This window comes from Streptomyces sp. NPDC030862 (genome assembly GCF_055571835.1).
Genome location: NZ_JBVIEN010000001.1, coordinates 663,058 through 684,956, shown reverse-complemented (window position 1 = coordinate 684,956; position 21,899 = coordinate 663,058). Strand labels below are relative to the sequence as shown.

The 21,899-nt window shown below is 72.0% G+C and carries 21 protein-coding genes; 13 read left to right on the top strand and 8 right to left on the bottom strand.

Annotated features, from left to right (window positions below; genetic code table 11):
• Window positions 1–20: 20 nt before the first annotated feature.
• The 4 genes from ACZ42X_RS03150 to tgmA form a co-directional block, all read right to left on the bottom strand.
• A complete protein-coding gene (locus ACZ42X_RS03150) occupies window positions 21–1,823 on the bottom strand; it encodes a hydroxysqualene dehydroxylase (RefSeq protein WP_468283680.1) in 1,803 nt (600 codons plus the stop codon).
• Window positions 1,824–1,996: 173 nt separating this feature from the next.
• The gene (locus ACZ42X_RS03145; protein ID WP_468283678.1) at window positions 1,997–2,503 is read right to left on the bottom strand and encodes an EF-hand domain-containing protein; all 507 of its coding nucleotides are present in this window, start codon (window positions 2,501–2,503) and stop codon (window positions 1,997–1,999) included.
• A gap of 48 nt (window positions 2,504–2,551) precedes the next feature.
• Window positions 2,552–3,493 (bottom strand): ATP-grasp ribosomal peptide maturase, encoded by a 942-nt coding sequence (gene tgmB, locus ACZ42X_RS03140; RefSeq protein WP_468283676.1) that lies wholly within the window; start codon window positions 3,491–3,493, stop codon window positions 2,552–2,554.
• A gap of 18 nt (window positions 3,494–3,511) precedes the next feature.
• Window positions 3,512–3,712, bottom strand: coding sequence for a putative ATP-grasp-modified RiPP (tgmA, locus tag ACZ42X_RS03135; RefSeq protein ID WP_468283674.1), 201 nt, complete (start codon window positions 3,710–3,712; stop codon window positions 3,512–3,514).
• Window positions 3,713–3,940: 228 nt separating this feature from the next.
• Here tgmA and ACZ42X_RS03130 point away from each other — a divergent pair, with 228 nt between their 5' ends.
• Window positions 3,941–4,390: a YchJ family protein gene (locus ACZ42X_RS03130; RefSeq protein ID WP_468283672.1), complete on the top strand. Its 450-nt coding sequence runs from the start codon at window positions 3,941–3,943 to the stop codon at window positions 4,388–4,390.
• A 65-nt stretch (window positions 4,391–4,455) separates the two neighbouring features.
• On the opposite strand, the gene ACZ42X_RS03125 is transcribed toward ACZ42X_RS03130, so the two are convergent.
• The 4 genes from ACZ42X_RS03125 to ACZ42X_RS03110 form a co-directional block, all read right to left on the bottom strand.
• On the bottom strand, window positions 4,456–6,525 hold the full coding sequence (locus ACZ42X_RS03125; RefSeq protein WP_468283670.1) for an MDR family MFS transporter: 2,070 nt from the start codon (window positions 6,523–6,525) through the stop codon (window positions 4,456–4,458).
• A gap of 90 nt (window positions 6,526–6,615) precedes the next feature.
• Complete coding sequence (locus tag ACZ42X_RS03120) at window positions 6,616–7,053, bottom strand: GNAT family N-acetyltransferase (protein WP_468283668.1); 438 nt, start codon at window positions 7,051–7,053, stop codon at window positions 6,616–6,618.
• Window positions 7,054–7,083: 30 nt separating this feature from the next.
• Window positions 7,084–7,344: a hypothetical protein gene (locus tag ACZ42X_RS03115; RefSeq protein ID WP_361415506.1), complete on the bottom strand. Its 261-nt coding sequence runs from the start codon at window positions 7,342–7,344 to the stop codon at window positions 7,084–7,086.
• 165 nt (window positions 7,345–7,509) lie between these two features.
• Window positions 7,510–8,727, bottom strand: a complete 1,218-nt coding sequence (locus tag ACZ42X_RS03110) for a PucR-like N-terminal domain-containing protein (RefSeq protein ID WP_468283666.1) — start codon at window positions 8,725–8,727, stop codon at window positions 7,510–7,512.
• A 596-nt stretch (window positions 8,728–9,323) separates the two neighbouring features.
• Here ACZ42X_RS03110 and ACZ42X_RS03105 point away from each other — a divergent pair.
• From ACZ42X_RS03105 to ACZ42X_RS03050, 12 genes are all read left to right on the top strand, one after another.
• A complete protein-coding gene (locus tag ACZ42X_RS03105; protein ID WP_468283664.1) occupies window positions 9,324–9,977 on the top strand; it encodes a hypothetical protein in 654 nt (217 codons plus the stop codon).
• Between the two features lie 171 nt (window positions 9,978–10,148).
• Window positions 10,149–11,753: a DUF6801 domain-containing protein gene (locus ACZ42X_RS03100; protein WP_468283662.1), complete on the top strand. Its 1,605-nt coding sequence runs from the start codon at window positions 10,149–10,151 to the stop codon at window positions 11,751–11,753.
• A 202-nt stretch (window positions 11,754–11,955) separates the two neighbouring features.
• Window positions 11,956–12,936, top strand: a complete 981-nt coding sequence (locus tag ACZ42X_RS03095; RefSeq protein WP_468283660.1) for an ABC transporter ATP-binding protein — start codon at window positions 11,956–11,958, stop codon at window positions 12,934–12,936.
• Window positions 12,933–13,874 carry an MlaE family ABC transporter permease gene (locus ACZ42X_RS03090; protein ID WP_468283658.1) on the top strand — a complete coding sequence of 314 codons (942 nt, stop codon included), beginning with the start codon at window positions 12,933–12,935 and terminating at the stop codon, window positions 13,872–13,874. The genes ACZ42X_RS03095 and ACZ42X_RS03090 overlap by 4 nt, the downstream gene beginning before the upstream one ends.
• Before the next feature lie 2 nt (window positions 13,875–13,876).
• On the top strand, window positions 13,877–14,683 hold the full coding sequence (locus ACZ42X_RS03085; protein ID WP_468283656.1) for an MlaE family ABC transporter permease: 807 nt from the start codon (window positions 13,877–13,879) through the stop codon (window positions 14,681–14,683).
• Window positions 14,680–15,945, top strand: coding sequence for an MCE family protein (locus ACZ42X_RS03080; protein WP_468283654.1), 1,266 nt, complete (start codon window positions 14,680–14,682; stop codon window positions 15,943–15,945). Before ACZ42X_RS03085 ends, ACZ42X_RS03080 begins: the two co-directional genes overlap by 4 nt.
• A complete protein-coding gene (locus ACZ42X_RS03075) occupies window positions 15,942–16,973 on the top strand; it encodes an MCE family protein (protein ID WP_468283652.1) in 1,032 nt (343 codons plus the stop codon). Before ACZ42X_RS03080 ends, ACZ42X_RS03075 begins: the two co-directional genes overlap by 4 nt.
• Window positions 16,970–18,067, top strand: coding sequence for an MCE family protein (locus ACZ42X_RS03070; protein ID WP_468283650.1), 1,098 nt, complete (start codon window positions 16,970–16,972; stop codon window positions 18,065–18,067). Before ACZ42X_RS03075 ends, ACZ42X_RS03070 begins: the two co-directional genes overlap by 4 nt.
• The gene (locus ACZ42X_RS03065) at window positions 18,064–19,167 is read left to right on the top strand and encodes an MCE family protein (protein WP_468283648.1); all 1,104 of its coding nucleotides are present in this window, start codon (window positions 18,064–18,066) and stop codon (window positions 19,165–19,167) included. Before ACZ42X_RS03070 ends, ACZ42X_RS03065 begins: the two co-directional genes overlap by 4 nt.
• A complete protein-coding gene (locus ACZ42X_RS03060) occupies window positions 19,164–20,303 on the top strand; it encodes an MCE family protein (protein WP_468283646.1) in 1,140 nt (379 codons plus the stop codon). Before ACZ42X_RS03065 ends, ACZ42X_RS03060 begins: the two co-directional genes overlap by 4 nt.
• Window positions 20,303–21,421: an MCE family protein gene (locus ACZ42X_RS03055; RefSeq protein WP_468283644.1), complete on the top strand. Its 1,119-nt coding sequence runs from the start codon at window positions 20,303–20,305 to the stop codon at window positions 21,419–21,421. Before ACZ42X_RS03060 ends, ACZ42X_RS03055 begins: the two co-directional genes overlap by 1 nt.
• Entirely contained in the window at window positions 21,418–21,888 is a 471-nt protein-coding gene (locus ACZ42X_RS03050; protein ID WP_468283642.1) for a hypothetical protein, read from the top strand. Before ACZ42X_RS03055 ends, ACZ42X_RS03050 begins: the two co-directional genes overlap by 4 nt.
• Window positions 21,889–21,899: the final 11 nt, after the last annotated feature.

Genomic DNA, 21,899 nt, shown 5'->3' with positions numbered 1-21,899 from the left:
CTACAAGCACGCCGTCCACGTCACCCCAGGTCGAGGGCGTTGCGCAGGCCCAGCCGGTAGCGGGTGCGGTCGTGGCGCTTGAGGAGCTCGATCTCCGGGGCGCGGAACAGCGGCTTGACCGTGCAGCGGGGCGCCGTCGAGCCCGTGCGGTCCAGCAGGGAGTTGACCGCCTGGCGGGCCGCGGCGTTGGCGCCCTCCATCGTCGCGAGGTCGATGTCGACGGAGACGTAGTCGCCCGCCAGGTAGAAGTTGGGGATCGCCGTGGCGGCCGACGGCCGGTGGTGGAAGGTGCCGACCGGGTGGATGAGGAGCTCGTCCTCGTTGGTCGGGTTCGGGGTGCCGAGGCCGTCCACGCCAGGGTCCAGGTACCAGGAGTGCAGCGCGCCGTCCTTGAGCGCCGTACGGCCCGTGTCGTTGAGCGCCGCCTTCAGCTGGGCCCACACCTCGCGGGCCACCTGCTCGCGCGTGCACTGCTTGGCCGTCTTCCCGTACAGGATCCCCGGCTTGTCCCACTCGGAGATGTCGACGGACAGGCAGTCCACGGCCACGCCGTCGCCGTAGTCGGCGGGGAAGTCCCGGTGCGGCCAGTGCTCGGCCTGTGCGATGGCGGTGAGCGACCAGGGCGAGTCGATGCAGTTCAGGTGGCCGTGGACGAGCGGCGGGCGCTCGGTCAGATAGAACTGGATGCCCGTCATCCAGTCCGTCTGGAGCTTGTCGCACCGCGCCAGCTGCGGATCCGCCGCGCGCAGCGCCGGACCCCAGGTGCGGCGGGCGTGCTCGACCGGCAGCGCGCAGACGTAGTGGTCCGCGGTGACGTTTTTGCGCACCCCGTCCGGGTCCTCGACCAGCGCGCCGCCGACCCGCCCGTCCCCGTACAGCACCTCGCGCAGCGTCCAGCCGATCCTGAACTCCACGCCGAGGGAGCGGAGGTGGGCCTCCCAGGGGTCGATCCACGCCTCGTTGGTGGGGGCGTTGAGGATGCGGTCCGGGGGGCCGTCCGCGCCGCGGCCGAGCGCGTTGAAGACGAACGCCTCGCCGAGGGTGCCGACGGTGCGGGTGCTGGCCTCCTCGGCCTTCGTCGCGACGATGTTGCGGGTGACGCCGATGGCGAGGATCCGCTGGTACGTCTCCGACATCCGCGCGGCCCGGGTGAAGTCCCACCACGGCGTACGCTCCCACACCTCGTCGCGCCGCTCGTCGCAGCTGGTGAGGAAGACGAGCGCGCGGTTGACGAAGTACGCGGTCTCGTGCGGCGGCAGCCCGGCGGCCGTCTCGACGAGGGCGGTCAGCGCCCGGCGGACGTCGTCGAGCGTGAGGGCGGCCGGCTTGTGCCCGGGCCAGGGGATGGCCATCCGCAGGTCCTCGCGGCCGGTGCGGGCGAACATCATCTCGGGCGGTGCGACGAGGTTGTCGAAGACACCGCGCGCGTTGCCGGGGTACGGGATGCGCCGCATCGTGTCCGGCAGGTTGTGGTAGATGCCCGGGATGAACCGGAACCCGTGCTCGGCGGGGAGCGGTCTGCGCCCGCCCCTCGCGCTGCCCGGTACGTCGAAGCTGCGCGCCTTGCCGCCGAGCGCGCGCCGTTCGTAGACGGTCACCCGGAAGCCGCGTTCCGCGAGCTCGTGCGCGGCGGTGAGGCCGGCGACGCCGCCGCCGAACACCGCGACGGACCGGCCGGCCGCGCCTTCCGCCGCGGCCTCCGCCGAGTCCTTCGCGGGGGCCGCCGCTGCGGGGCCGGCCGGGAGGAGCCCCGCCCCCACGGCCCCGGCCGCTGCTGCGGCCCCCGCCACGAAACCACGCCGTGTCGTACCCGTACGCTCCATGCCCCACCCCTTACCCGCGGTAACGGTCACGTTGGTCGCAGGAGCATAGGGCCGCCCCGCCCGGCCCGGAACCGATCAGGAGTGCACTGGGCGCACATTGGCCGGTTTCCGCCAGGCGGGGCGGGGCGAGGACGTCCGGGGCCGCCCGGAGGCCGCCCGGGGGTTGCCCGGGGTCAGCTGGTGTAGAAGCGCTTCACCGCCTTCAGGAACTCCTTGCCGTCGACCCGTCCGCTGCCGTCGGCGTCGAGCCGCGCGAAGTACTCCCCGGCCTCGTCGGCGGTCATGCCGAGGAAGTCCGCCGCCCGTACGAACTCGTCGCGGTCGATCGAGCCGTCGCCGTCCGCGTCCAGGACGTCGAACAGTGTCCCGGAGACGTCACCCTCGCCTTGGTGTTGCGGGGCGCGGAAGGAGGGCGAGGTGCGGGCGGCCGTGTACTCGTCGACCGTCAGGGTGCCGTCCTCGTCCTTGTCGGCGATCGAGAGCAGGAAGCCCCACTGCCGCTCGTTGGCGTCCATGAGGGCGCGGCCCTTGCCCGCGTCCTCCTGGATGCCGAGCTCCTCCAGGAGCCTGCGCGGGGCCCGCAGGAAGTCGTCGCGGCCGACGGAGCCGTCCCCGTCCGCGTCCATGCTCCGGAACTCCCGGAGGGCCGAGAGATGTGCCTTGCTGCTGGTGTCGGTCATGGTCCGAGAGGGTGCCACCCGCACGGCCGCCGGTGGGCGAACCTTCGATCATGTTCGCTCCGATGGGTGATGCGGCGCCAGCCAGGAGGCGACCGCCTCGGCGATCGGCTGGCCCGTCTCCGCCTCCACGAAGCCGAACTGCCCGCCCTGGTTGCACTCCAGGAACCACCACAGCCCCTCCAGGTCCTCGGCGAAGTCGAAGGCGGCGTACGCCAGTCCGGCCAGGTCCGTGTAGTCGCGCACGCCCCGGACGATCCGGTCCGGTACCTCGGCCGGCTGCCAGGGGTGCCCGGTGTCGCCGTAGCGCCCGTCGACCTGGCCGGGCGCGGACGACTTCCGGGCGGCGAAGAGCCGTCCGCCCACATAGGTGACCCGCAGGTCGGCCCGCTTGGGCACGTACTGCTGGAGCAGGGTGGGGCCGGCCGCGACGCCGGCGAAGTCCGTACCGGGCCCGAGCAGCGTGGTCGGGAGCTCGACCGGCGGTCCGCCGCGCGGCGGCCCCGAGAGGGACTTGACCACGACCGGCCCGTACGTCGCCGCGAACTCCTCGGCCACCCGCGGGAAGGTCGTGACGACGGTGGGCGGCACGGCGAAACCGCTGTGGTGCGCGAGCCGCAGCTGCCACGGCTTGTGCCGGGCCTGCGCCGCCTGCCGGGGGTGGTTCATCCAGCGTGCCGTGGTGGAGTACAGCATTCCGTACAACGCCTGCGCGGTCTCGGCACCGAGCCAGTCCGAGCGCTCGGGCGCGTGCGCCGCCGGCTCGCCGGGTCTGCGCATCCATATGGAGCGCAGGGCCCGGGAGCTGACCATCCGGCCCTGCGCCGACAGATAGCCGTAGAAGTCGCCGCGTACGTACTCGGCCGACAGGTCCACCTCACCCGGGAGGTCGGCGGGGTCGAGGCGTACCAGGGGGACGCCCCGGGCCTGCAGCTTGTCCACCACCATGTCGGCCGTGACGTCCTGAGGGCTGGTCAGGATCAGTACGGTCATGAGCGGGCCGCCGGCCGCTCAGTCGTCGAAGTGGGTCTGGGAACCGGCCTTGGACGTGGTGGTGCCGGCGGCCAGCAGGATCGCGGGCTCGGCGATGGCGGGGCGGCCGTCCGGCAGCACGTTCAGCTGGCGCGCGGCATCGTAGGTGTACAGCTCCGTGACGTCGACGTCGTCCGCGCTCTCCTGCGGACGGGCGTAGGCGTAAGCGAAAGGGTGCATGGTTCTCCCTCGTCTCATCATCTTGTTCATCGTCGTGCCGGCTCTCGATCCGTATGACAGTACGCAGCCAACCTGTAGGGTTCTCGTGACTGTGTGCCACGGCGGCGTGTGGGCGGTCCCCGTACGTTTTCCCCGTCGGCTCATGAACTCTCCTTACGCGTCGCCCGGTTCCCGGCGGCGCGCGACCCGGCGGCGCCCGCTCCGTCGCGTCGGGGCAGAATGGGGCGTATGGCCCGACGCACCCCCCGACGTACCACCCCACCGCGCCCCGCACCGGCGGTCTCCGCCGTACGGGCCGACGCGCCCTGCCCCTGCGGGCGCGGGGACGCGTACGGGGCCTGCTGCGGACGGTTCCACGCGGGGGAGGCCCACGCCCCGACCGCGGAGTCGCTGATGCGCTCGCGCTACAGCGCCTTCGTCGTCCGCGACGAGCCGTACCTGCTGCGCACCTGGGCCGCGCGTACGAGGCCGCCGCGCGTGGAGTTCGACCCCGACATGCGCTGGACGGGGCTGGAGGTCACCGAGGCCACGGACGGCACCCTGTTCCACACGACCGGCACCGTCACCTTCGTCGCCCGCTACACCCACGGCGGCGAGCCCGGCGCGCTCCACGAGCGGAGCCGGTTCGAGAAGGAGGACGGGGCCTGGGTCTACGTGGACGGGACGTTCCTCGACTGATCAGCCCTGGCCAGACACCGGTCAGGGACCGGTCAGGGACCGGCCAGGCACCGGTCAGGGACCGGTCAGGCACTGGTCCGCGCGGTGTCGGCCGATGCCAGGTCCTCCGCCAGCATGCGCTTGGCGATCGTGTCCGTCGCCGCCCGAAGTTCCGGGCCGCTCGGGCGGTCGCTGTCCCGTTCGAGCCGGTCCGTCAGCCAGCGCGCCCACGCATCGCTGATCACCGCCGCCTCCCGCGCCCCCGCCTGGGTGAGGGAGAACAGGTGCCCGGCCCGGGTCAGGTACCCCTCCTCGGCCATCCGGTCGAAGACCGGAACCAGCACCTCCGGAGGCACCCGCCGCCGCGCCGCGATCAGCCCCAGGCTCGCGTGCCCCACCAGGCGGGTGAACAGCTCCACCTGCATCACCGCCCACGCGCCCGCCACGTCCAGCCGTGTGTCGGAGTCCTCGATCACCCGCCGCACCGTCGTCAGGTCCACCCGGCGCAGCAGCCTGCCCACCGCCAGCTCCAGCAGCCGCGCCGAGTCCGCCGTCGCCACCGGCGACGAGAACCCCTCGCCCATGTCCGACGCCGTGACGCGCGCCGCGTCCCGTAGCCGTACCTGCCGCAGGAACAGCGACACCACGAAGCCGACCACGGCCACCGGCACCGTCCACAGGAACACCGTGTGCAGGGTGTCCGCGTACGCCTCGACCAGAGGCACCGCCTGTTCGACCGGCAGCCCGTGCACACCCTGCGGGCTGAGTGCCGCGCGGGCCAGCGCCGCCGCCTCCGCCGGGGCCGCCGGGCCCGGAACGTCCGCCACCGCCTCGCCGATGCCCTGCCGCAGGTTCGGCGCCAGGGCGTTGGCGTAGATCGTCCCGAAGACCGCCGTACCGAAGGACATGCCGAGCGTGCGGAAGAAGGTCACGCCCGAGGTGGCCGTGCCGAGGTCCGCGTACTCCACGGTGTTCTGCACGGCGATCGTCAGCACCTGCATGCACAGGCCGATCCCGATGCCGAGCACGAACATGTACAGCGACTCCAGCCAGGCGTCCGTCCCGCGCCCCATCAGGGACAGCAGGTAGAGCCCGACCGCCATCACCAGCGAGCCGACGATCGGGAAGACCCGGTAGCGGCCGGTCTTGCTGGTCACGTTGCCGCTGTAGACGGAGGCGATGAGCAGCCCGATGACCAGGGGCAGCGTACGGACGCCGGAGACGGTGGCCGAGTCGCCGTCGACGTACTGGAGGTACGACGGAAGGAAGATCATCGCGCCGAGCATGGCGAAGCCCACGATGAAGCTGAGCACCGAGCACACGGTGAAGACCGGATTGCCGAACAGCCGCATCGGCAGCATCGGCTCCACGGCCCGCGTTTCAGCCACGCAGAACAGCGCGAGCGCGACGAGCCCGCCCACGAACAGCCCGACGATGACCGGCGAACCCCACGCGTACTCGTTGCCGCCCCAGCTGGTGGCGAGGATCAGCGCGCTCGCCCCGACCGCGACGAGGGCGATGCCGGGGTAGTCGATGACCGGCCGGGACGGGGACCTGACGGCCGGGATGGTGCGGGCCGCCGCGAGCACCACGACGACGGCGATGGGGACGTTGACGTAGAACGCCCACCGCCAGGACAGGTGGTCGGTGAACAGCCCGCCGAGCAGCGGTCCGATCACCGTCGACACCCCGAAGACCGCGCCGATCGCGCCCTGGTACTTCCCGCGCTCGCGCAGCGGGATGACGTCCGCGATCAGCGCCATGGACGTCACCATCAGCCCGCCCGCGCCGACGCCCTGTACCCCGCGCCAGAGGATCAGCAGCGGCATGTTGGCGGCCAGGCCGCACAGGAACGAACCGGCGACGAAGACGACCGCCGAGACCTGGAAGACGACCTTCCGCCCGAAGAGGTCGCCGAACTTGCCGACCAGGACGGTGGCGACCGTCTCCGCCAGCAGGTACGCGGTGACGACCCACGACATGTGCGCGGCGCCGCCCAGGTCCGCGACGATCGTGGGCAGCGCCGTACCGACGATCGTCTGGTCGAGCGCGGCCAGCAGCACCCCGAGCATGATCGTCACGAAGACGATGTTCCGCTGCCGGGCGTCGAGCACCGGCGGCGTCGCCACCGGCCCCTGCTGCGTGGTCGTCGTCACGCTTGCACCCTCACACCGGCGGAGCACCCGCGCATGCGGGCACGGTCCGGACCGGTGACACCCCCTAGGGCCTGTCCTCCGGATCAGGCCCTAGGTCAGTTCGATCTGGTACCGGATGAAGCCCCGGTTCTCGGCCACCTTGTCGTACAGCCGCCGGGCCGTCGCGTTGGACTCGTGCGTGTTCCAGTACACCCGCACGCAGCCCTGCTCGCGCGCCCACTCGGTCACGGCGGCGATCAGCTCCCGCGCCACGCCCCTGCCGCGTACGTCGGCCGCGGTGAACAGGTCCTGGAGGTAACACACGTCCGGACCCGAGGTGTTGGCGTGCACGAAGAAGTGGGTGATGCCCACGAGGCGGCCGTCCAGCCGGGCCCCGAGGGCGTGCATCCGCGTGTCGGCCTGGAACTCACGCCAGGCCCGCTCGTACATCTGCGGCGGCTCCACCCTCTGGTAGAAGTCGATGTACGCGCGGAAGAGCGCCTCCCAGGCCTCCCGGTCGGACGGTTCCAGCTTTCCGATGGTGATCATGGGATCACTGTGGCACGCGCCCCGGCGGGCTCAGAGGGCGGCCCCGCCCGGCCGCAGGAGCAGGCCCGGGTTGTATGCGCCGAGCACCTTGTTGGCCCTGGCCAGCAGCGCCAGCGCGTGCTCGCGGTCCGCCTGGTCCTCCTGACACATCGGGAAGCGGAAGCGGCGGACCTCGCGGGCCGCGCACTCGGCGTCGATCTCCGCCTGCAGGATGCCGATCGGCATGCACGACCCGATCAGGGCGGCGACACGGTCGGGGATCGGGACGGGCACGAGGGGCGAGGCGGTCACGTCAGGTCCTTTGCTGCTTGCTGCCCGCTGCTCGGCGGCAGCGGTCCGATGCGGTGCTCCCTCCATGAGTACAGGACGCGTATCCCGGTTTTCCCGCGGGTTTGTATCTGTGCTGCAACCGTTTCTCACCCGGGCGCACCAGTCACGGGCGCGTACGCCCTCCGATCAGCGGCCCCGGCCGCCCGGCCGCCCGCTCCGCAGATGGAGGGCCCGCAGCACCGCCTCCAGCGCGAACCGGGCCTCCGGATCGGTGAGCCGCCCGCCCAGCCGGTGCTCCAGGCTCCGCATCCGGTAGCGCACCGTCTGCGGGTGCACCTCCAGCAGCCGGCCCATCTGGGCCGCCGTTCCGCGGGTTTCCAGCCAGACCCGCAACGTCTCGACGAGCCGGGAGCGGCGGGTCGGGGTGAGCGCGGCGAGCGGCGCCAGTTCACGTTCGGCGAGCTGTTCGGTGAGCGCGGGATCGGCGAGCAGCCACAGCGTCACCAGGTGGTCCGCGCAGAAGGCCAGCGCCCGGTCCTCGATGGCCTCCGTGTCGATGAGCTCCAGCACGCGCCGTGCCCAGCGCAGCGAGTCGGCGGCGGAGGCGGTCGGCACGGTGAGGCCCACGGCGGCGCGTACGGCCGGCAGGGCCGCCTCCAGCATGCGGCGGCGGGCGTCGTCCACGGCGCCGGGAATGAGCAGCAGCGGCTGCGGGTCGGCCGGGTCCAGCAGGACATCGTTGTCCAGCACCGACGGGGGGAGCGTTGCGGGGGAGCGCAGCGCCACCGGTGTGACCAGCTCGGGCAGCGTCCAGCCCGTCTGCTCGCACAACTCGGTGAGGGCCGTACGCGGCAGGGGCGGCCCCGACAGCACGAGGTGCAGCAGCCTTCTCCGCAGCAGCTCCGAGCGCGCGTCGGCCTGCGCCCGCACCTCCAGGTAGCCCTCGCGGGAGAGCGCTTCCAGCTCGTCGACGTACGCGAAGAGGGCGTCGGCGAAGCTCAGCAGCAGCGTCGGGGAGAGGTTGTAGCGCCGGCCGACCTTCTTCGCGCGCCGCAGCGCGACCCGGGCGCCGAGGCGGTACGCGCCCTGGAGGGTCTCCAGGCTCCGGCCCTCGTACGCCTCGAACCGGCCGAACCGGCGGCACACTTCGTCGCGCAGCGTCGTGGGGGCGGAAGGGGAGGCGACACGCTCGGCGAAGGCGGCGATGTTCTGCTCGACGCCGTACTGGAGCGCCTGCCGGTAGGGGCCGTTGAGTAATCGCGCGTACTCGGGGTAGGCCCGGGTGACCTCGATGCCGATCTCCGTGACCAGGCTGGGCAGTTCGGGCCTGATGATGGCGGCGAACTCCTGGGGGAGCTGCCCCAGCGGCTCGCCCGCGTCCGACGGCTGGGTGGTTCTGGGCATGCGGCTGTCCCCTCGTTCTCCGGACGTCCGGTGGGGGTGGGAGCGGGCGTGGGCGGTGAGAGCGCTCCCGCGGATCGACGGTCCGAGCACTTCCGGTGGCACTTCGTGGGGGCCCGAACATAGTCCAGGAGGTCCGGGCCGCGCAGTAGTTGGGACAGCCACCGGGGGTCCGCCGCGGTGATTTGGCCGAAGCCGGACGGTGGCCGGGGGCGCCGGGGATTGCCGCGGGCGGCCCGGGGCGGCCCCGGGGTGGCCTGGGGGGTGGCCGGACCCGGCGAGGGCCGAAGACGGGAGCGACGGGGAGCTGCTCACTTCTCAACAAGAAAGCGTGGCGATCTGCTCCGGTGACGACAAGAAAATACCGGCGAGTAAGGGCGCCGCGGAAAACCGTCGGCCGAGTATTGCGCGCTTGGTTACCCGCTCGTAGCGTCACTGGCGCAAGGTGCTTACGCCCGGCGGCCGATGGAGCGGGACATATCGGCGCCGCGTTCTGAGAAGTGAGCCGCTCACGCTTTCCGTACCCCCCACCCGAAAGAGCCGCGCGGGGACGGAAAGCGGTCCATCGGGTACGCCCGAATCCCCAGGAGGGAACACCCATGCGACGCATGACGAAACTGTCCGCCATCGCCGCCGCCGCGCTCCTCGGCGCGGCCGGAGTCACCGCCACCAATGCCTCGGCGGCCGCACAGGCCTCGTGGACCGTCACCAACCCCGCCGCCGACGACAAGTTCACCGCCGTGAACGTCGCCGGGACGACGGCGGTGCTCACCAACAAGTCCACCGGCGCGCAGGTCACCTGTCGGACCATCGCCGCGTCCGGCACCGCCGTGGACGGCGTCGACTCCGACGGCATCGGCCTGGCCATCATCCAGAACGCCACCTTCGGCAACTCGGCCTCCAAGTGCACCGGCCCGCTCGGCTCCACCTGGATCGCCACGAGCAACGCCCCCATGTCACTCAACGGCAGCACGTACAGCGCGGGTGTGACCAAGGGCAACATCACCGCCATCGACGTCAAGCTGACCGGCACCAGCATCGCCGGCACCTGCTCCGCACGCATCAAGGGGGCGGCCAACACCGGTTCGTACACGAACGCCACCGGTGTCCTGAGCATCGCGGACGACGCGACGCCCGCCCTGACGATCTCCGAGGTCACCGGTGCGTGCGCCGGTCTGCTGAACAACGGCAACGTGGCGACGTTCCGCGCCCAGTACAAGGTCACGCCCATCCTCACGGTCACCAGCCCGTAAGGCCCGTCGAGGGGCGGACGGCCGACTGCTGCCCCGCCGCGCGGACGGCTCACGTCCGGCCGCGCGGTCGGGACTCCGGGGCTTCGGATTCCGGGACTCCGGGACTTCGGGACTCCGGGACTTCGGGCTTCGGACTTCGGACTTCGGGACTTCGAGAGAGGGCGCGACGGTATGAGCGAGGCAGCGCACGGGCGACGGGGCCTGCGCCGTACGGTGGCGATGGGGGCCGTCGTACTGGTCGCGGGGCTCGTTCCCGGTACGGGCGTCGGTACGGGCGCCGCCGCCGACGAGGGCGGGCAGACCGTGGACCGGGCCCTCGCCTACCGCTGCGTCCTGCCGGGCGGCGGCGGGGAGCGGGTCGCGACGGTGCGGATCTCGGCGGTCCTGCCCCGGCAGGTGCGGGCCGGACGGCCCGTCCAGGCGGAATCCGTCACCGTGGGCGTGCGCCTGTCGCCGGAGGCGGTCGCCGATCTCGCCGCAGTGGGCGCGGCGAAGACCGGCGGGGTCGCCCGCCTCACCACGCTCGTCACCCAGGACGCCCCGGATTCCGAGACCGTGGAGGCGCCCTGGGCGCAGCTGTCGGCCCCGGAGACGGCCGTGCCCGCGCAGGGCGAGTACACGATCGAGGCGCGGGGCGCCGTGCCGACGGTCACCGCCCGTTCCGCGGGTGAACTCGCCTTTTCGGCCGGCGCCGTCTCGCTGGACCTGCTGGCGCGGGGGGCGGACGACCGGCCCACCACACCGCCGAACCTGTCCCTCGCGTGCACACCCGAGCCGGGCGAGAAGACCGAGTTCGCGCGGGTCGCCGTGACGGCGGCGACCGTCCCCGCGACGCCGTCCGGGCCCGACCCGGGGGAGCGGCCGAGGCCTCCGGTGGTGGAGGAGCCGGGCGGCCCGGCGCAGCAGCCCGGCCGCGGCGAAGAGCCCGGGGGCGGCAAGGCCGACGGAAAGGCCGACGGAGGGGCCGGTGGAAGGGCCGGCGAAAAGGGTGACGGAGGGGAATGCGTCGAAGAACCGCCCTTCCCGCTGGAACCGACTCCGGCGCACGGATACATCGCCGGCTACTCGAATGTCCGGAAGCTCGGTGGGGCCATTTTCCTCAAAGAGCCGGGCATGTTGCGCGTGAACATGCTGAAGGCCTATCAGCTGCTCACCTGCAACCCTCCGGAAGGGCCGTATTTCGCCGTCTACAGCGATGTCCGGTTCGATCACCGCGGAAAGCCGCAACTTCCGCCCGCGACCTCGACCTTCCTGACCTTCGGCTTCATGCCCACCACCGCCACCGTGGAGCTGACCGCGGTCGGGCCGATGGAGATCGTCACCCACGGCTACCCCCTGGACGAGCAGGGGCGGCAGCCGGAGGTGTCCACGGTCACCGGCAAGGTCTGGATCCGGCTGTACGACGTGAAGGTCAACGGCACCCCCCTCGACGTCGGCCCCCGTTGTCGCTCGGCCCGCCCCATGGACCTGGTCCTGACCGGCCGCGGCTACAACGACGTCGACGGCCGGCCCCACGGGTACACCGTCGCCGGTGGCGGCCCGCTGACGGCCACCGCGACGCTCCCGGACTTCCGCGGATGCCGGGCGGGAGCAGGCGCCGGAGCAGGGGCGGGCGCGGGGGCGGGGGCGGGAGTGCGGACGGGTGAGGACCTGGACCGGCTCTTCACCGCGTCGCTCTCCGGCGCGGGCAACTACATGAAGATGACGCAGGGCCCGCTCTGCGCGCCCGGCAGCCCGCACTGCCCCGACCCGCCGAGGCCGCGGCCCGAGCGCTGAGGGTGGGGCGTCCCGGCCGATACGCACCGGGCGACAAATTCCGCCGGCGGATCTGTCACTCGATGACAAACGCGCGGGTCACCCCGGAAAGCGCCGGCGGAACGCTTGTCCGTGCCTTCACCGTCACCGTAACGTGCGCTTTCCCCGGTGCACTTTTGTCACTTCCTCAGCACGAGCGGCGTCTGTCTGGAGTTGTGGTGGGATGGGAACAGAAGTGGTCGTCGAAGGGCTCACCAAATCCTTCGGCAAACAGAACATCTGGCAGGACGTGACCCTCACCCTGCCCGCCGGTGAGGTAAGCGTCATGCTCGGGCCCTCCGGCACCGGGAAGACCGTCTTCCTGAAATCCATCATCGGGCTCGTCAAACCCGAGCGCGGCCGCGTCCTCATCAATGGTGTCGACATGGTCAACAGCCCGGAACGCGACATCTACGAAACCCGCAAGCTCTTCGGTCTGATGTTCCAGGACGGAGCCCTCTTCGGCTCGATGACGCTCTTCGACAACGTCGCGTTCCCGCTCCGCGAACACACCCGCAAGAAGGAGTCCGAAATCCGCCGCATCGTCATGGAGCGGATGGACATGGTCGGCCTCATCGGCGCCGAAGGGAAACTCCCCGGCGAGATATCCGGCGGCATGCGCAAACGCGCGGGCCTGGCCCGGGCGCTGGTCCTGGACCCGCACATCATCCTGTGCGACGAACCCGACTCCGGGCTCGACCCCGTGCGCACCGCGTATCTCTCACAGCTGCTCATCGACCTGAACGCGCAGATCGACGCGACGATGCTCATCGTCACGCACAATCTCGACATCGCGGCGACCGTTCCCGACAACATGGGGATGCTCTTCCGGCGCCGGCTCGTCACCTTCGGGCCGCGCGAAGTGCTGCTCACCAGCGACGAGCCGGTCGTGGCTCAATTCCTCGCCGGACGGCGCGAGGGGCCGATCGGCATGTCGGAGGAGAAGGACGCCGCGACCCTCGCGCGCGAACAGCGCGCCTCCGCTCCGTACCCGCCGCAACCCCGTCCGCTGGCACCGCAGTTGGAGCCCTCGCCCGGCATGCCGACCCGCGCGGCCGTACTGCGCCGTCGCGAGAGGGTCCTCGGGATGCTGTCGGACCTCCCGGAAGCCGCCAGGTCGGCCATCCTGCGCAGTTACGCCCCGGCCGGCGGTCCCGCCTCATGACCCCCGAACACCCGGCGCCCGGCGCCCCGCCCGTCAAGGCCCCGGCGCCCGAGCCCGTACCGTCCGAGCCCGTACCGGCCGGGCCCGTACCGTCCGGGCCCGTACCGGCCGGGCCCGTACCGTCCGAGCCCGTACCGGCCGAAGCCCCGAACCCTCACGCCCCGGCGCCCTCGCGCCTGCTCGCGCCCCTCCGCGAGAGCGGCGAGCTCTTCGCGCTCGCCGTCACCGTGTCCCGCGACGTCTTCCGGCGGCCCTTCCAGTTCCGGGAGTTCGTCGAGCAGTTCTGGTTCGTCGCGAGCGTCACCATCCTGCCCGCCGCCCTGGTGTCGATCCCGTTCGGCGCGGTCATCGCCCTCCAGGTCGGCTCGCTCACCCAGCAGCTCGGCGCCCAGTCGTTCACCGGCGGCGCCAGCGTCCTCGCCGTCATCCAGCAGGCCAGCCCGCTGATCGTGGCCCTGCTCATCGCCGGCGCCGGCGGCTCCGCCATCTGCGCCGACCTCGGTTCGCGGAAGATCCGCGAGGAGCTCGACGCCATGGAGGTCATGGGCGTCTCGCCCGTCCAGCGGCTCGTCGTGCCCCGCGTGCTCGCGACCATGCTCGTCGCGGTGCTCCTCAACGGCATGGTCTCCGTCGTCGGCACCCTCGGCGGCTACTTCTTCAACGTCATCATGCAGGGCGGCACCCCGGGCGCATACCTCTCCGGCTTCTCCGCCCTCGCCCAACTGCCCGACCTCTGGATCAGCGAGATCAAGGCACTGATCTTCGGATTCCTCGCCGGCATCGTCGCCGCCCACCGGGGCCTGAATCCGCGCGGCGGCCCCAAGGGTGTCGGCGACGCCGTCAACCAGTCCGTCGTCATCACCTTCCTCCTCCTCTTCTTCGTCAACATGGTGCTCACCGCGATCTACCTCCAGATCGTCCCGGCGAAGGGGGCCTGACCATGGCCTCGCCCCTCGCCTGGCTCGACCGCTCCGGCGACCAGCTCCTCTTCTACGTCAAGGCGCTGCTCTGGATCCCGCGCACCCTGCGCCGCTACCTGAAGGAGGTCCAACGCCTCCTCGCCGAGGTGGCCTTCGGCAGCGGCGGCCTCGGCGTCATCGGCGGAACCATCGGCGTGATGGTCGCCATGACGCTGTTCACGGGCACCGTCGTCGGCCTCCAGGGGTACGCCGCGCTGAACCAGATCGGCACCTCCGCCTTCACCGGCTTCGTCTCCGCCTACTTCAACACCCGCGAGATCGCCCCGCTCGTCGCCGGACTCGCCCTCTCCGCCACCGTCGGCGCCGGCTTCACCGCGCAGCTCGGCGCGATGCGCATCAACGAGGAGGTCGACGCCCTCGAAGCGATGGGCCTGCGCTCGATGCCGTATCTCGTCACCACCCGCATCATCGCGGGCGTCGTCGCGATCATCCCGCTCTACGCGATCGGCCTGCTCTCCTCGTACGCCGCCTCCCGCGCGGTCACCGTGCTCTTCAACGGCCAGTCGGCGGGCACGTACGACCACTACTTCGACCTGTTCCTCTCCCCGGACGACGTGCTGCTCTCCATCCTCAAGGTGCTGATCTTCAGCGTGATGGTGATCCTCGCGCACTGCTACTACGGCTTCCACGCCCACGGCGGCCCCGCGGGCGTCGGGGTCGCCGTCGGTCGCTCCGTACGCAACGCCATCGTGCTGATCAGCGTCACCGACTTCTTCCTCTCGCTCGCCATCTGGGGCGCGACCACGACCGTGAAGGTGGCCGGATGAACACGCGCACCCCCACGCGGACCCACGCCCGCACCCTCCGCAGACGCCTCGCCGGGGCCGTGTTCCTGCTCGTCCCCGTCCTCCTCATCCGGCTGTCGGTCGCCGTGTACGACAAGGAGTTCAGCCGCGACGCCACCGTCACCGTCCTCACCGCCAGCGTCGGCAACGAGATGCACCGCGGCGCCGAGGTGAAGCTGCGCGGCGTGGTCGTCGGCGAGGTGCGCGACATCCGCGCCGACGGCACCGGCGCCCGCCTCACCCTGGCCATCCGCACCGGCCACCTCGACCGCATCCCGGCGGACGTCACCGCCCAGATGCTGCCCACCACCCTCTTCGGCGAACGGTTCGTCGCCCTCGTACCACCGGCCGCCACCTCCTCACCGCGTACGCTCGCGGCGGGCGCCACCATCCCGCAGGACCGTTCCGCCAACGCCGTCGAACTCGAACAGGTCCTGGACCAGGTACTCCCCCTGCTCACCGCCGTGAAGCCGGAGAAACTGTCGGCCACCCTCACGGCCGTCGCCCAGGCGCTCGAAGGCCGCGGCGAGCAGCTCGGCCGCACCCTCGTCACGCTCGACGCGCACCTGAAGAAGCTCAACCCCCATCTGCCCGCCCTCAACCGCGACATCACCCACCTCGTCGAGGTCAGCCGGGTGTACGGGGACGCCGCGCCCGACATCCTCGACGCGCTCACCGACTTCACCACCACCAGCGGCACCCTCGCCGAGCAGCAGGCACAGCTCTCCCGGCTGTACGGCGCCACGACGGCGACCGCCCGCGACCTGACGGCCTTCCTGCGCGAGAACCGGCACAACCTCATCCGTCTCTCCGCCACCTCGCGCCCCACCCTGGAGCTGCTCGGCCGTTACGCCTCCTCCTACCCCTGCACCCTGCGCACCCTCGCCGGCTTCGTCCCCGCGATGGACCGGGCGCTCGGCAAGGGCACCGACGAGCCGGGGCTCCACGTCACCGTCCGGACCGTGCCGTCCCGTGGCGCATACGTGCCCGGCAAGGACCGGCCCGTGTACGAGGCGAACGGCGGGCCGCACTGCTACTCCGTCCCGTACACGGGGAAGCCCGGCGGCGCCGCCGGCGTGAGCGACCGCGCCCAGGGACTGGGCCTGCCCAACTCCCCGCAGGAGAACCAGCTCGTCAACGAACTCATCGCCCCGGGCCTCGGGACCGCGCCCCAGGCGCTGCCCGACTGGTCCACCGTCCTGACCGGCCCCCTCTTCCGTGGAGCGGAGGTGACCCTGCAGTGAAGCGCCGCTCCCTCGCCGGGCCGCTCACCAAGTCGCTCGCCTTCATCGTGGTGACCGTCTTCGCCACCGCCGTCCTGGCGCTGTCCATCGCCAACACCGGGGTCGGCGAGACCAGCGCGTACCGTGCCCGCTTCTCGGACGTCACCGGCCTCGTCGAAGGCGACAGCGTGCGGATCGCCGGGGTGAAGGTGGGTCAGGTCTCGTCGATCCGCGTCGTCGACCGGCGCGTCGCCGAAGTCGGCTTCACCGTCCAGAAGGGACGGGCACTGCCCGCCTCCGCCACCGCGTCGATCAAGTACCTGAACATGGTCGGCCAGCGGTACGTCGACCTCGACCGGGGCACCGGCCCCGTCGGGCGGACCCTGCCGCCCGGTGCCGTCATCCCGCTGGAGCGGACGACTCCCGCCCTCGACCTCACCCAGCTCTTCAACGGATTCCAGCCGCTCTTCGAGGGACTCTCACCGACCGAGGTCAACAGCCTCGCCGGCTCCATCGTCCAGGTCCTCCAGGGGGAGGGCGGCACCGTCGACTCGCTGCTGCGGCACGTGGGTTCGCTGACCGGCACCGTCGCGGCCAAGGACAAGGTGATCGGTGAGGTGATCCGGAACCTCACCACGGTGCTGCAGACGGTCAACGACCGCGAAGAGAACTTCAACGACCTCGTCGTCACCCTCCAGCAGCTCGTCAGCGGCTTCGCCGGCGACCGCGAACCGCTCGGGGCGGCCATCACCGCCATGGGCTCGCTCACCACCGTCACGGCCGGGCTCCTCGAGGACGGCCGCGCCCCGCTCAAGGAGGACATCCGCCAACTGGGCCGCCTCTCCGGCCAACTGGCTAAGAGCACCCCGCAGATCGAGGACTTCCTCCGCAAGAGCCCCGCCAAGATGCAGGCCATCGGGCGGCTCGCCTCGTACGGGTCGTGGCTCAACCTCTACCTCTGCGAGGCCACCGTCACGGGTGTCACCACCTCCGACGGCTCGAAGCCGCCCACCGGTATCCCGCTCACGGAAGCGAGGTGCCGCGGATGAGACGCCTCCTCGCAGCACGCGTGCCCCGGCCCCGTTTCCGCCTCCTCGCACCGCGCGTGCCCCGGACCCGTCCCCGTTTCCGCCTCACGCCCGTACGGGAACGCAACCCCGTCCTCACCGGTCTCGTCGGGCTCCTCGTCCTCGCCCTCATCGGCCTCGGCGCGTACAAGATCGACGCTCTCGTGGCCCGTACGGCGTACACCGCCGACTTCACCGAGGCCGCCGGCCTCGACGAGGGCGACGAGGTGCGCGTCGCCGGCGTCAAGGTCGGCGCGGTGACCGGCGTCGCCCTCGACGGCGCCAAGGTCAAGGTCACCTTCGAGGTCGACGACGGCACCTGGATCGGTGACGCGAGCACCGCCGCCATCGCCATCAAGACGCTCCTCGGCGAGAAGTACCTCGCCGTCGACCCGCTCGGCACCCGCCGTCAGAACCCCGCCACCCGCATCCCCGCGTCCCGCACCACGTCCCCGTACGACGTCACCCAGGCGCTCAACGGCCTCGGCGACACCCTCAACGCCATCGACACGCGGCAGCTCGCGGCGAGCTTCGACGCCCTCTCCGCCACCTTCGAGAACGCCCCGCCCGACGTGCGCAGCGCCGCCGAGGGCCTGTCGGCGCTGTCGCGGACCGTGTCGTCGCGCGACACCCAGCTCGCCGAGCTCCTCAAGGGCAGCAAGCAGCTGGCCAAGACCCTGGCCACCAAGAAGAGCAGCTTCGAGACCCTCCTGGAGGACGGCGGCCTGCTGCTCGGCGAGATCCAGGCCCGGCGCGACGCCATCCACCAGCTCCTCACCGGCGCCCGGAACCTCGGTACCCAGCTCACCGGGCTCGTCCAGGACAACAACCGGCAGCTCGGCCCCACCCTGGAGTCCCTGAGCCGGGTCACCGGAGTCCTGCTGAAGAACCGGCAGAGCCTCGACCGCACCCTGGCCCTGGCCGGCCCGTACTACCGGCTCGTCGGCAACACCCTCGGCAACGGCCGCTGGCTCGACACGTACGTCTGCGGCCTCGTCCCCAGGAACTACCTCCCGCCCGGCACGCCCCCGGCCACCGGATGCATGCCGCCCAAGCCCACAGGGGGTGCCAGGTGAACCTCAGACGCGCCATCGGCCTCGGCGCCGGCCTCGCCGTCGTCGCGGTCGCGGCGGCCTCCGGCCTCCAGGCCCTCGACGCGGCGCACACCACCCGCGTCACGGCCTACTTCGACCGGGCCACCGGGGTGTACGAGGGCTCCGACCTACGCGTCCTGGGCGTCAAGGTCGGCACCGTCGGAGCGGTCCGCCCGAAGGGCAAGGAGGTCGAGGTCACGCTCCTGCTCGACGAGGGCGTCCGCGTCCCGGCCGACGCCCACGCGGTACTCGTCGCCCCCAGCATCGTCTCCGACCGGTACATCCAGCTCGCCCCCGCCTACACGGGCGGGCCCCGGCTGCGCGACGGAGCCGTCCTGCCCGCCGCCCGCAACGCCACACCCCTCGAAATCGACCAGCTCTACGCGTCGATCAACCAGCTCAGCGAGGCACTCGGCCCCGACGGGGCCAACGCCCAGGGCGCCCTCGCGGACCTGCTCGACACCGGCGCCGCCAACCTCCGGGGCAACGGCAAGGCGATAGGCGACTCCATCGAGCAGTTCGGCAAGGCCGCCAAGACCCTCGACTCCAGCAGCGACGACCTCTTCGACACCCTCGCGTACCTCCAGTCCTTCACCACCATGCTGAAGGACAACGACGGCGAGGTGCGCACGGCCGAGCGGCGGCTCGCCACCGTCACCGGCTTCCTCGCCGAGGACAAGGAGAACCTCGCCGCCGCCCTCAAGGAGCTCTCCACCGCCCTCACCCAGGTGAAGACCTTCATCGAGAAGAACCGCGGCAGCCTGAAGCGGAACGTCGACATCCTGCTGCCGATCACCCGCACGCTGGCCGACCAGCGCGCCTCGCTCGCCGAGGCCCTCGACACCGCGCCGCTCGCCGCGGGCAACGCACTCAAGGCGTACGACCCGCTGCACCGCACCCTCAACGGACGCGCCGACGTCAACGAGCTCAGCATGGGCTCCGGCGGCTCCGGCGGCTCCGGCGGTTCGGGTGCGCCGGGGCTGGTCCCCGTCGAACCGGCCCGCCGCAAGGACCTGCCCGTCCTTCCGCTCCCCGCGGTCGGCCAGGTCTACGGCACGGCTGAGGACGGAGCCGCGCGGTGAAGCGACCCACCACCCGTACCACGACGACCACCACGGGCGTGGCCGCCGTCCTCGCCCTCGCCGTCGGCTTCGCCGCGACCGCCGTGAGCTGTGACCCGCCGGCGGGCCCCGAGCTGTCCGGCATCGAGCAACTGCCCCTGCCCGGCGGCGCCGACCTCGGCGACCATCCGTACGAGGTCACCGCGGAGTTCGCGGACGTCCTCAGCCTCGTACCGAACGCGGCGGTCAAGGTCAACGACGTCGCCGTCGGCCGCGTGACGAGGATCGCCCTGGCAGCCGGTGGGAGTAACGAGTGGTCGGCGCAGGTCACCCTGCGCGTCAACGGCGACGTACGGCTGCCCGCCAACGCCTACGCGCGATTGGAGCAGTCCAGCCTGCTCGGCGAGAAGTACATCCACCTCTCCGCGCCCGCCAAGGCGGCCGGGGGCACGCTCGCGCACGGCGACCGCATCCCGCTGAGCCGCACCAACCGCAACCCCGAGGTCGAGGAGGTCTTCGGTGCCCTGTCGATGCTCCTCAACGGCGGCGGCGTCCAGCAGCTGCGGACCATCACCGCCGAGCTCTCCAAGGCGCTGCGCGGCAACGAGACCGAGGTCCGGTCCCTCCTCACGCGCATCGACACCCTCGTCACCAGCCTGGACGGCAACAAGGCCGACATCACCGCGGCCCTCGACGGCGTCAACCGGCTCTCCGCCACCCTCGCCACCCGCGAGCGGGACGTCGGCAAGGTGCTCACCGGACTCAGCCCCGGCCTGAAGGTGCTGGAGCGCCAGCGCGCCTCCCTGCTCACCATGCTCGGCGCCCTCGACACGCTCTCCACCGTCGCCGTCGACACCGTCAACCGCACCAAGGCCGACCTGGTCGCCGACCTCAAGGCGCTCGGGCCGACCCTGCGGGCGCTGGCGGATGCGGGCAAGGCGCTGCCCGACTCGCTCCAGGTGCTGCTCACCTACCCGTTCACCGACGAGGTGCTGCGCGGCGTCAAGGGCGACTACCTCAACGTCTACCTCGACGTCGCCGCCGCACCCGGCACCCAGCTCGTACCACCGCTGGTCCCGCCACAGGACCCGGCGGCCGCCGGGCCACCCCTGCCCCTGCCCTTGCCCCTACCGCTGCCGTCGGCCGGGAGGAACTGATGCCGACCCTCGCCATCCGGCTGAAGAACCTCGCCTTCCTCCTCATCGCCGTCGTCGTCCTCGGCTACGTCGGCGTGCGGTACGCCGACCTCGGCCGGTACGCGGGCTTCCGCGACTACTACACGGTCCGCGTCCAACTCGAAGCGACAGGAGGTCTGTTCACCCACTCCAACGTCACCTACCGAGGTGTCTCCGTGGGGCGCGTCGGCCCCATCGAGCTCACCGGTGACGGAGTCGAGGCCGAGCTGCGCATCGACGACTCGGCGCCCCCCATCCCGGCGGATCTGGAAGCCGTCGTCGCCGGGCTGTCGGCCGTCGGCGAGCAGTACATCGACCTGCGGCCGGCCGGTTCCGGCGGCCCGTACCTGCGCGACGGCACCGTCATCCCGCGCTCCGACACCCGTACGCCGCCGCCCGTCACCACCGTGCTCAGCGGGATCGGCGACCTCGCCGCCTCCGTCGACCTGGAGTCGCTGCGCACGGTCGTCGACGAACTCGGCACGGCACTCAACGGCCGCGGCGACGACCTCCAGGCGCTGCTGGACGGCGGCGACGCCTTCGTACGCGCCGCCGACAAGGCGCTGCCCGCCAACACCCGGCTGGTGATCGACGCCGAGACGGTCCTGCGCACCCAGGCCGAGGAGGGCGAGGCCCTCACCTCCTTCGCCTCCGGCGCCCGGGAGCTCGCCGCGGAGCTCAAGCGCTCCGACGCGGACCTGCGCCGGCTCATCGCCGCCGCGCCCGGTGCGGCCGGCCAGGTCAGCGCACTGCTGAAGGACCTCGACCCGGCCTTCGGAGTCGTCCTCGCCAACCTCCTCACCGTCTCGGAGGTGGCCGTGACACGCCAGCGCGGCATGGAGGAGTTCCTGGTCACCATGCCCGCCCTCGCCGCCGCCGGGGCGACCGCCGTCACCCCTCAGGGCGCCAACTTCGGCATGTCGGTGACCTTCTTCCAGCCACTGCCCTGCACCACCGGCTACGGCGGGACGCCCTACCGCAACGGCCTCGACCTGTCGGCCCCGCCCGCCCTCAACACCCAGGCGCGCTGCACCGCACCGCCCTCCAGCGGCGTCAACGTCCGCGGCTCCGCGAACGCGCCCCGGGGCGGACGCCCATGAGGACGGGGACGCATCTGACCCGGTACGGGTGGTGGGCGGCCCTTCTCGTCGCGGCGCTGCTCTGCGGCGCCGCCGGATGGTCGTACGCGCGTACCGCCCGCGATGAGGACCGCGCCTACGCCGAGGCGCGGGACACCGCCCTCACGACCGGGCAACGGCATCTGGCCGTGCTCAACAGCCCCGGCCGGCGCGCATGGCTGGAGGTGTCGGCGGGGGAGCTGCGCGAGGAGCTGAGCAGGACCGGCCCCACCCCGGACGCGTCCGGCACGTTGGTGCGCGCGACCGTCACCGACGCCGCGCTCACCGCGTTCGACCACCGCGCCGGGACCGCCCGCCTCATCGCGACCGTACGGGTGGAGGCCAGCCCGTCGGCCAGGGACCGCAGACGGCTGGAGGCCGAGCTGCTCCGTACGCCCGACGGCTGGAAGGTCACGGCGCTGACCGCGGTCCCCGCCGCCGGGGCCTGAGAGGAAGGGGG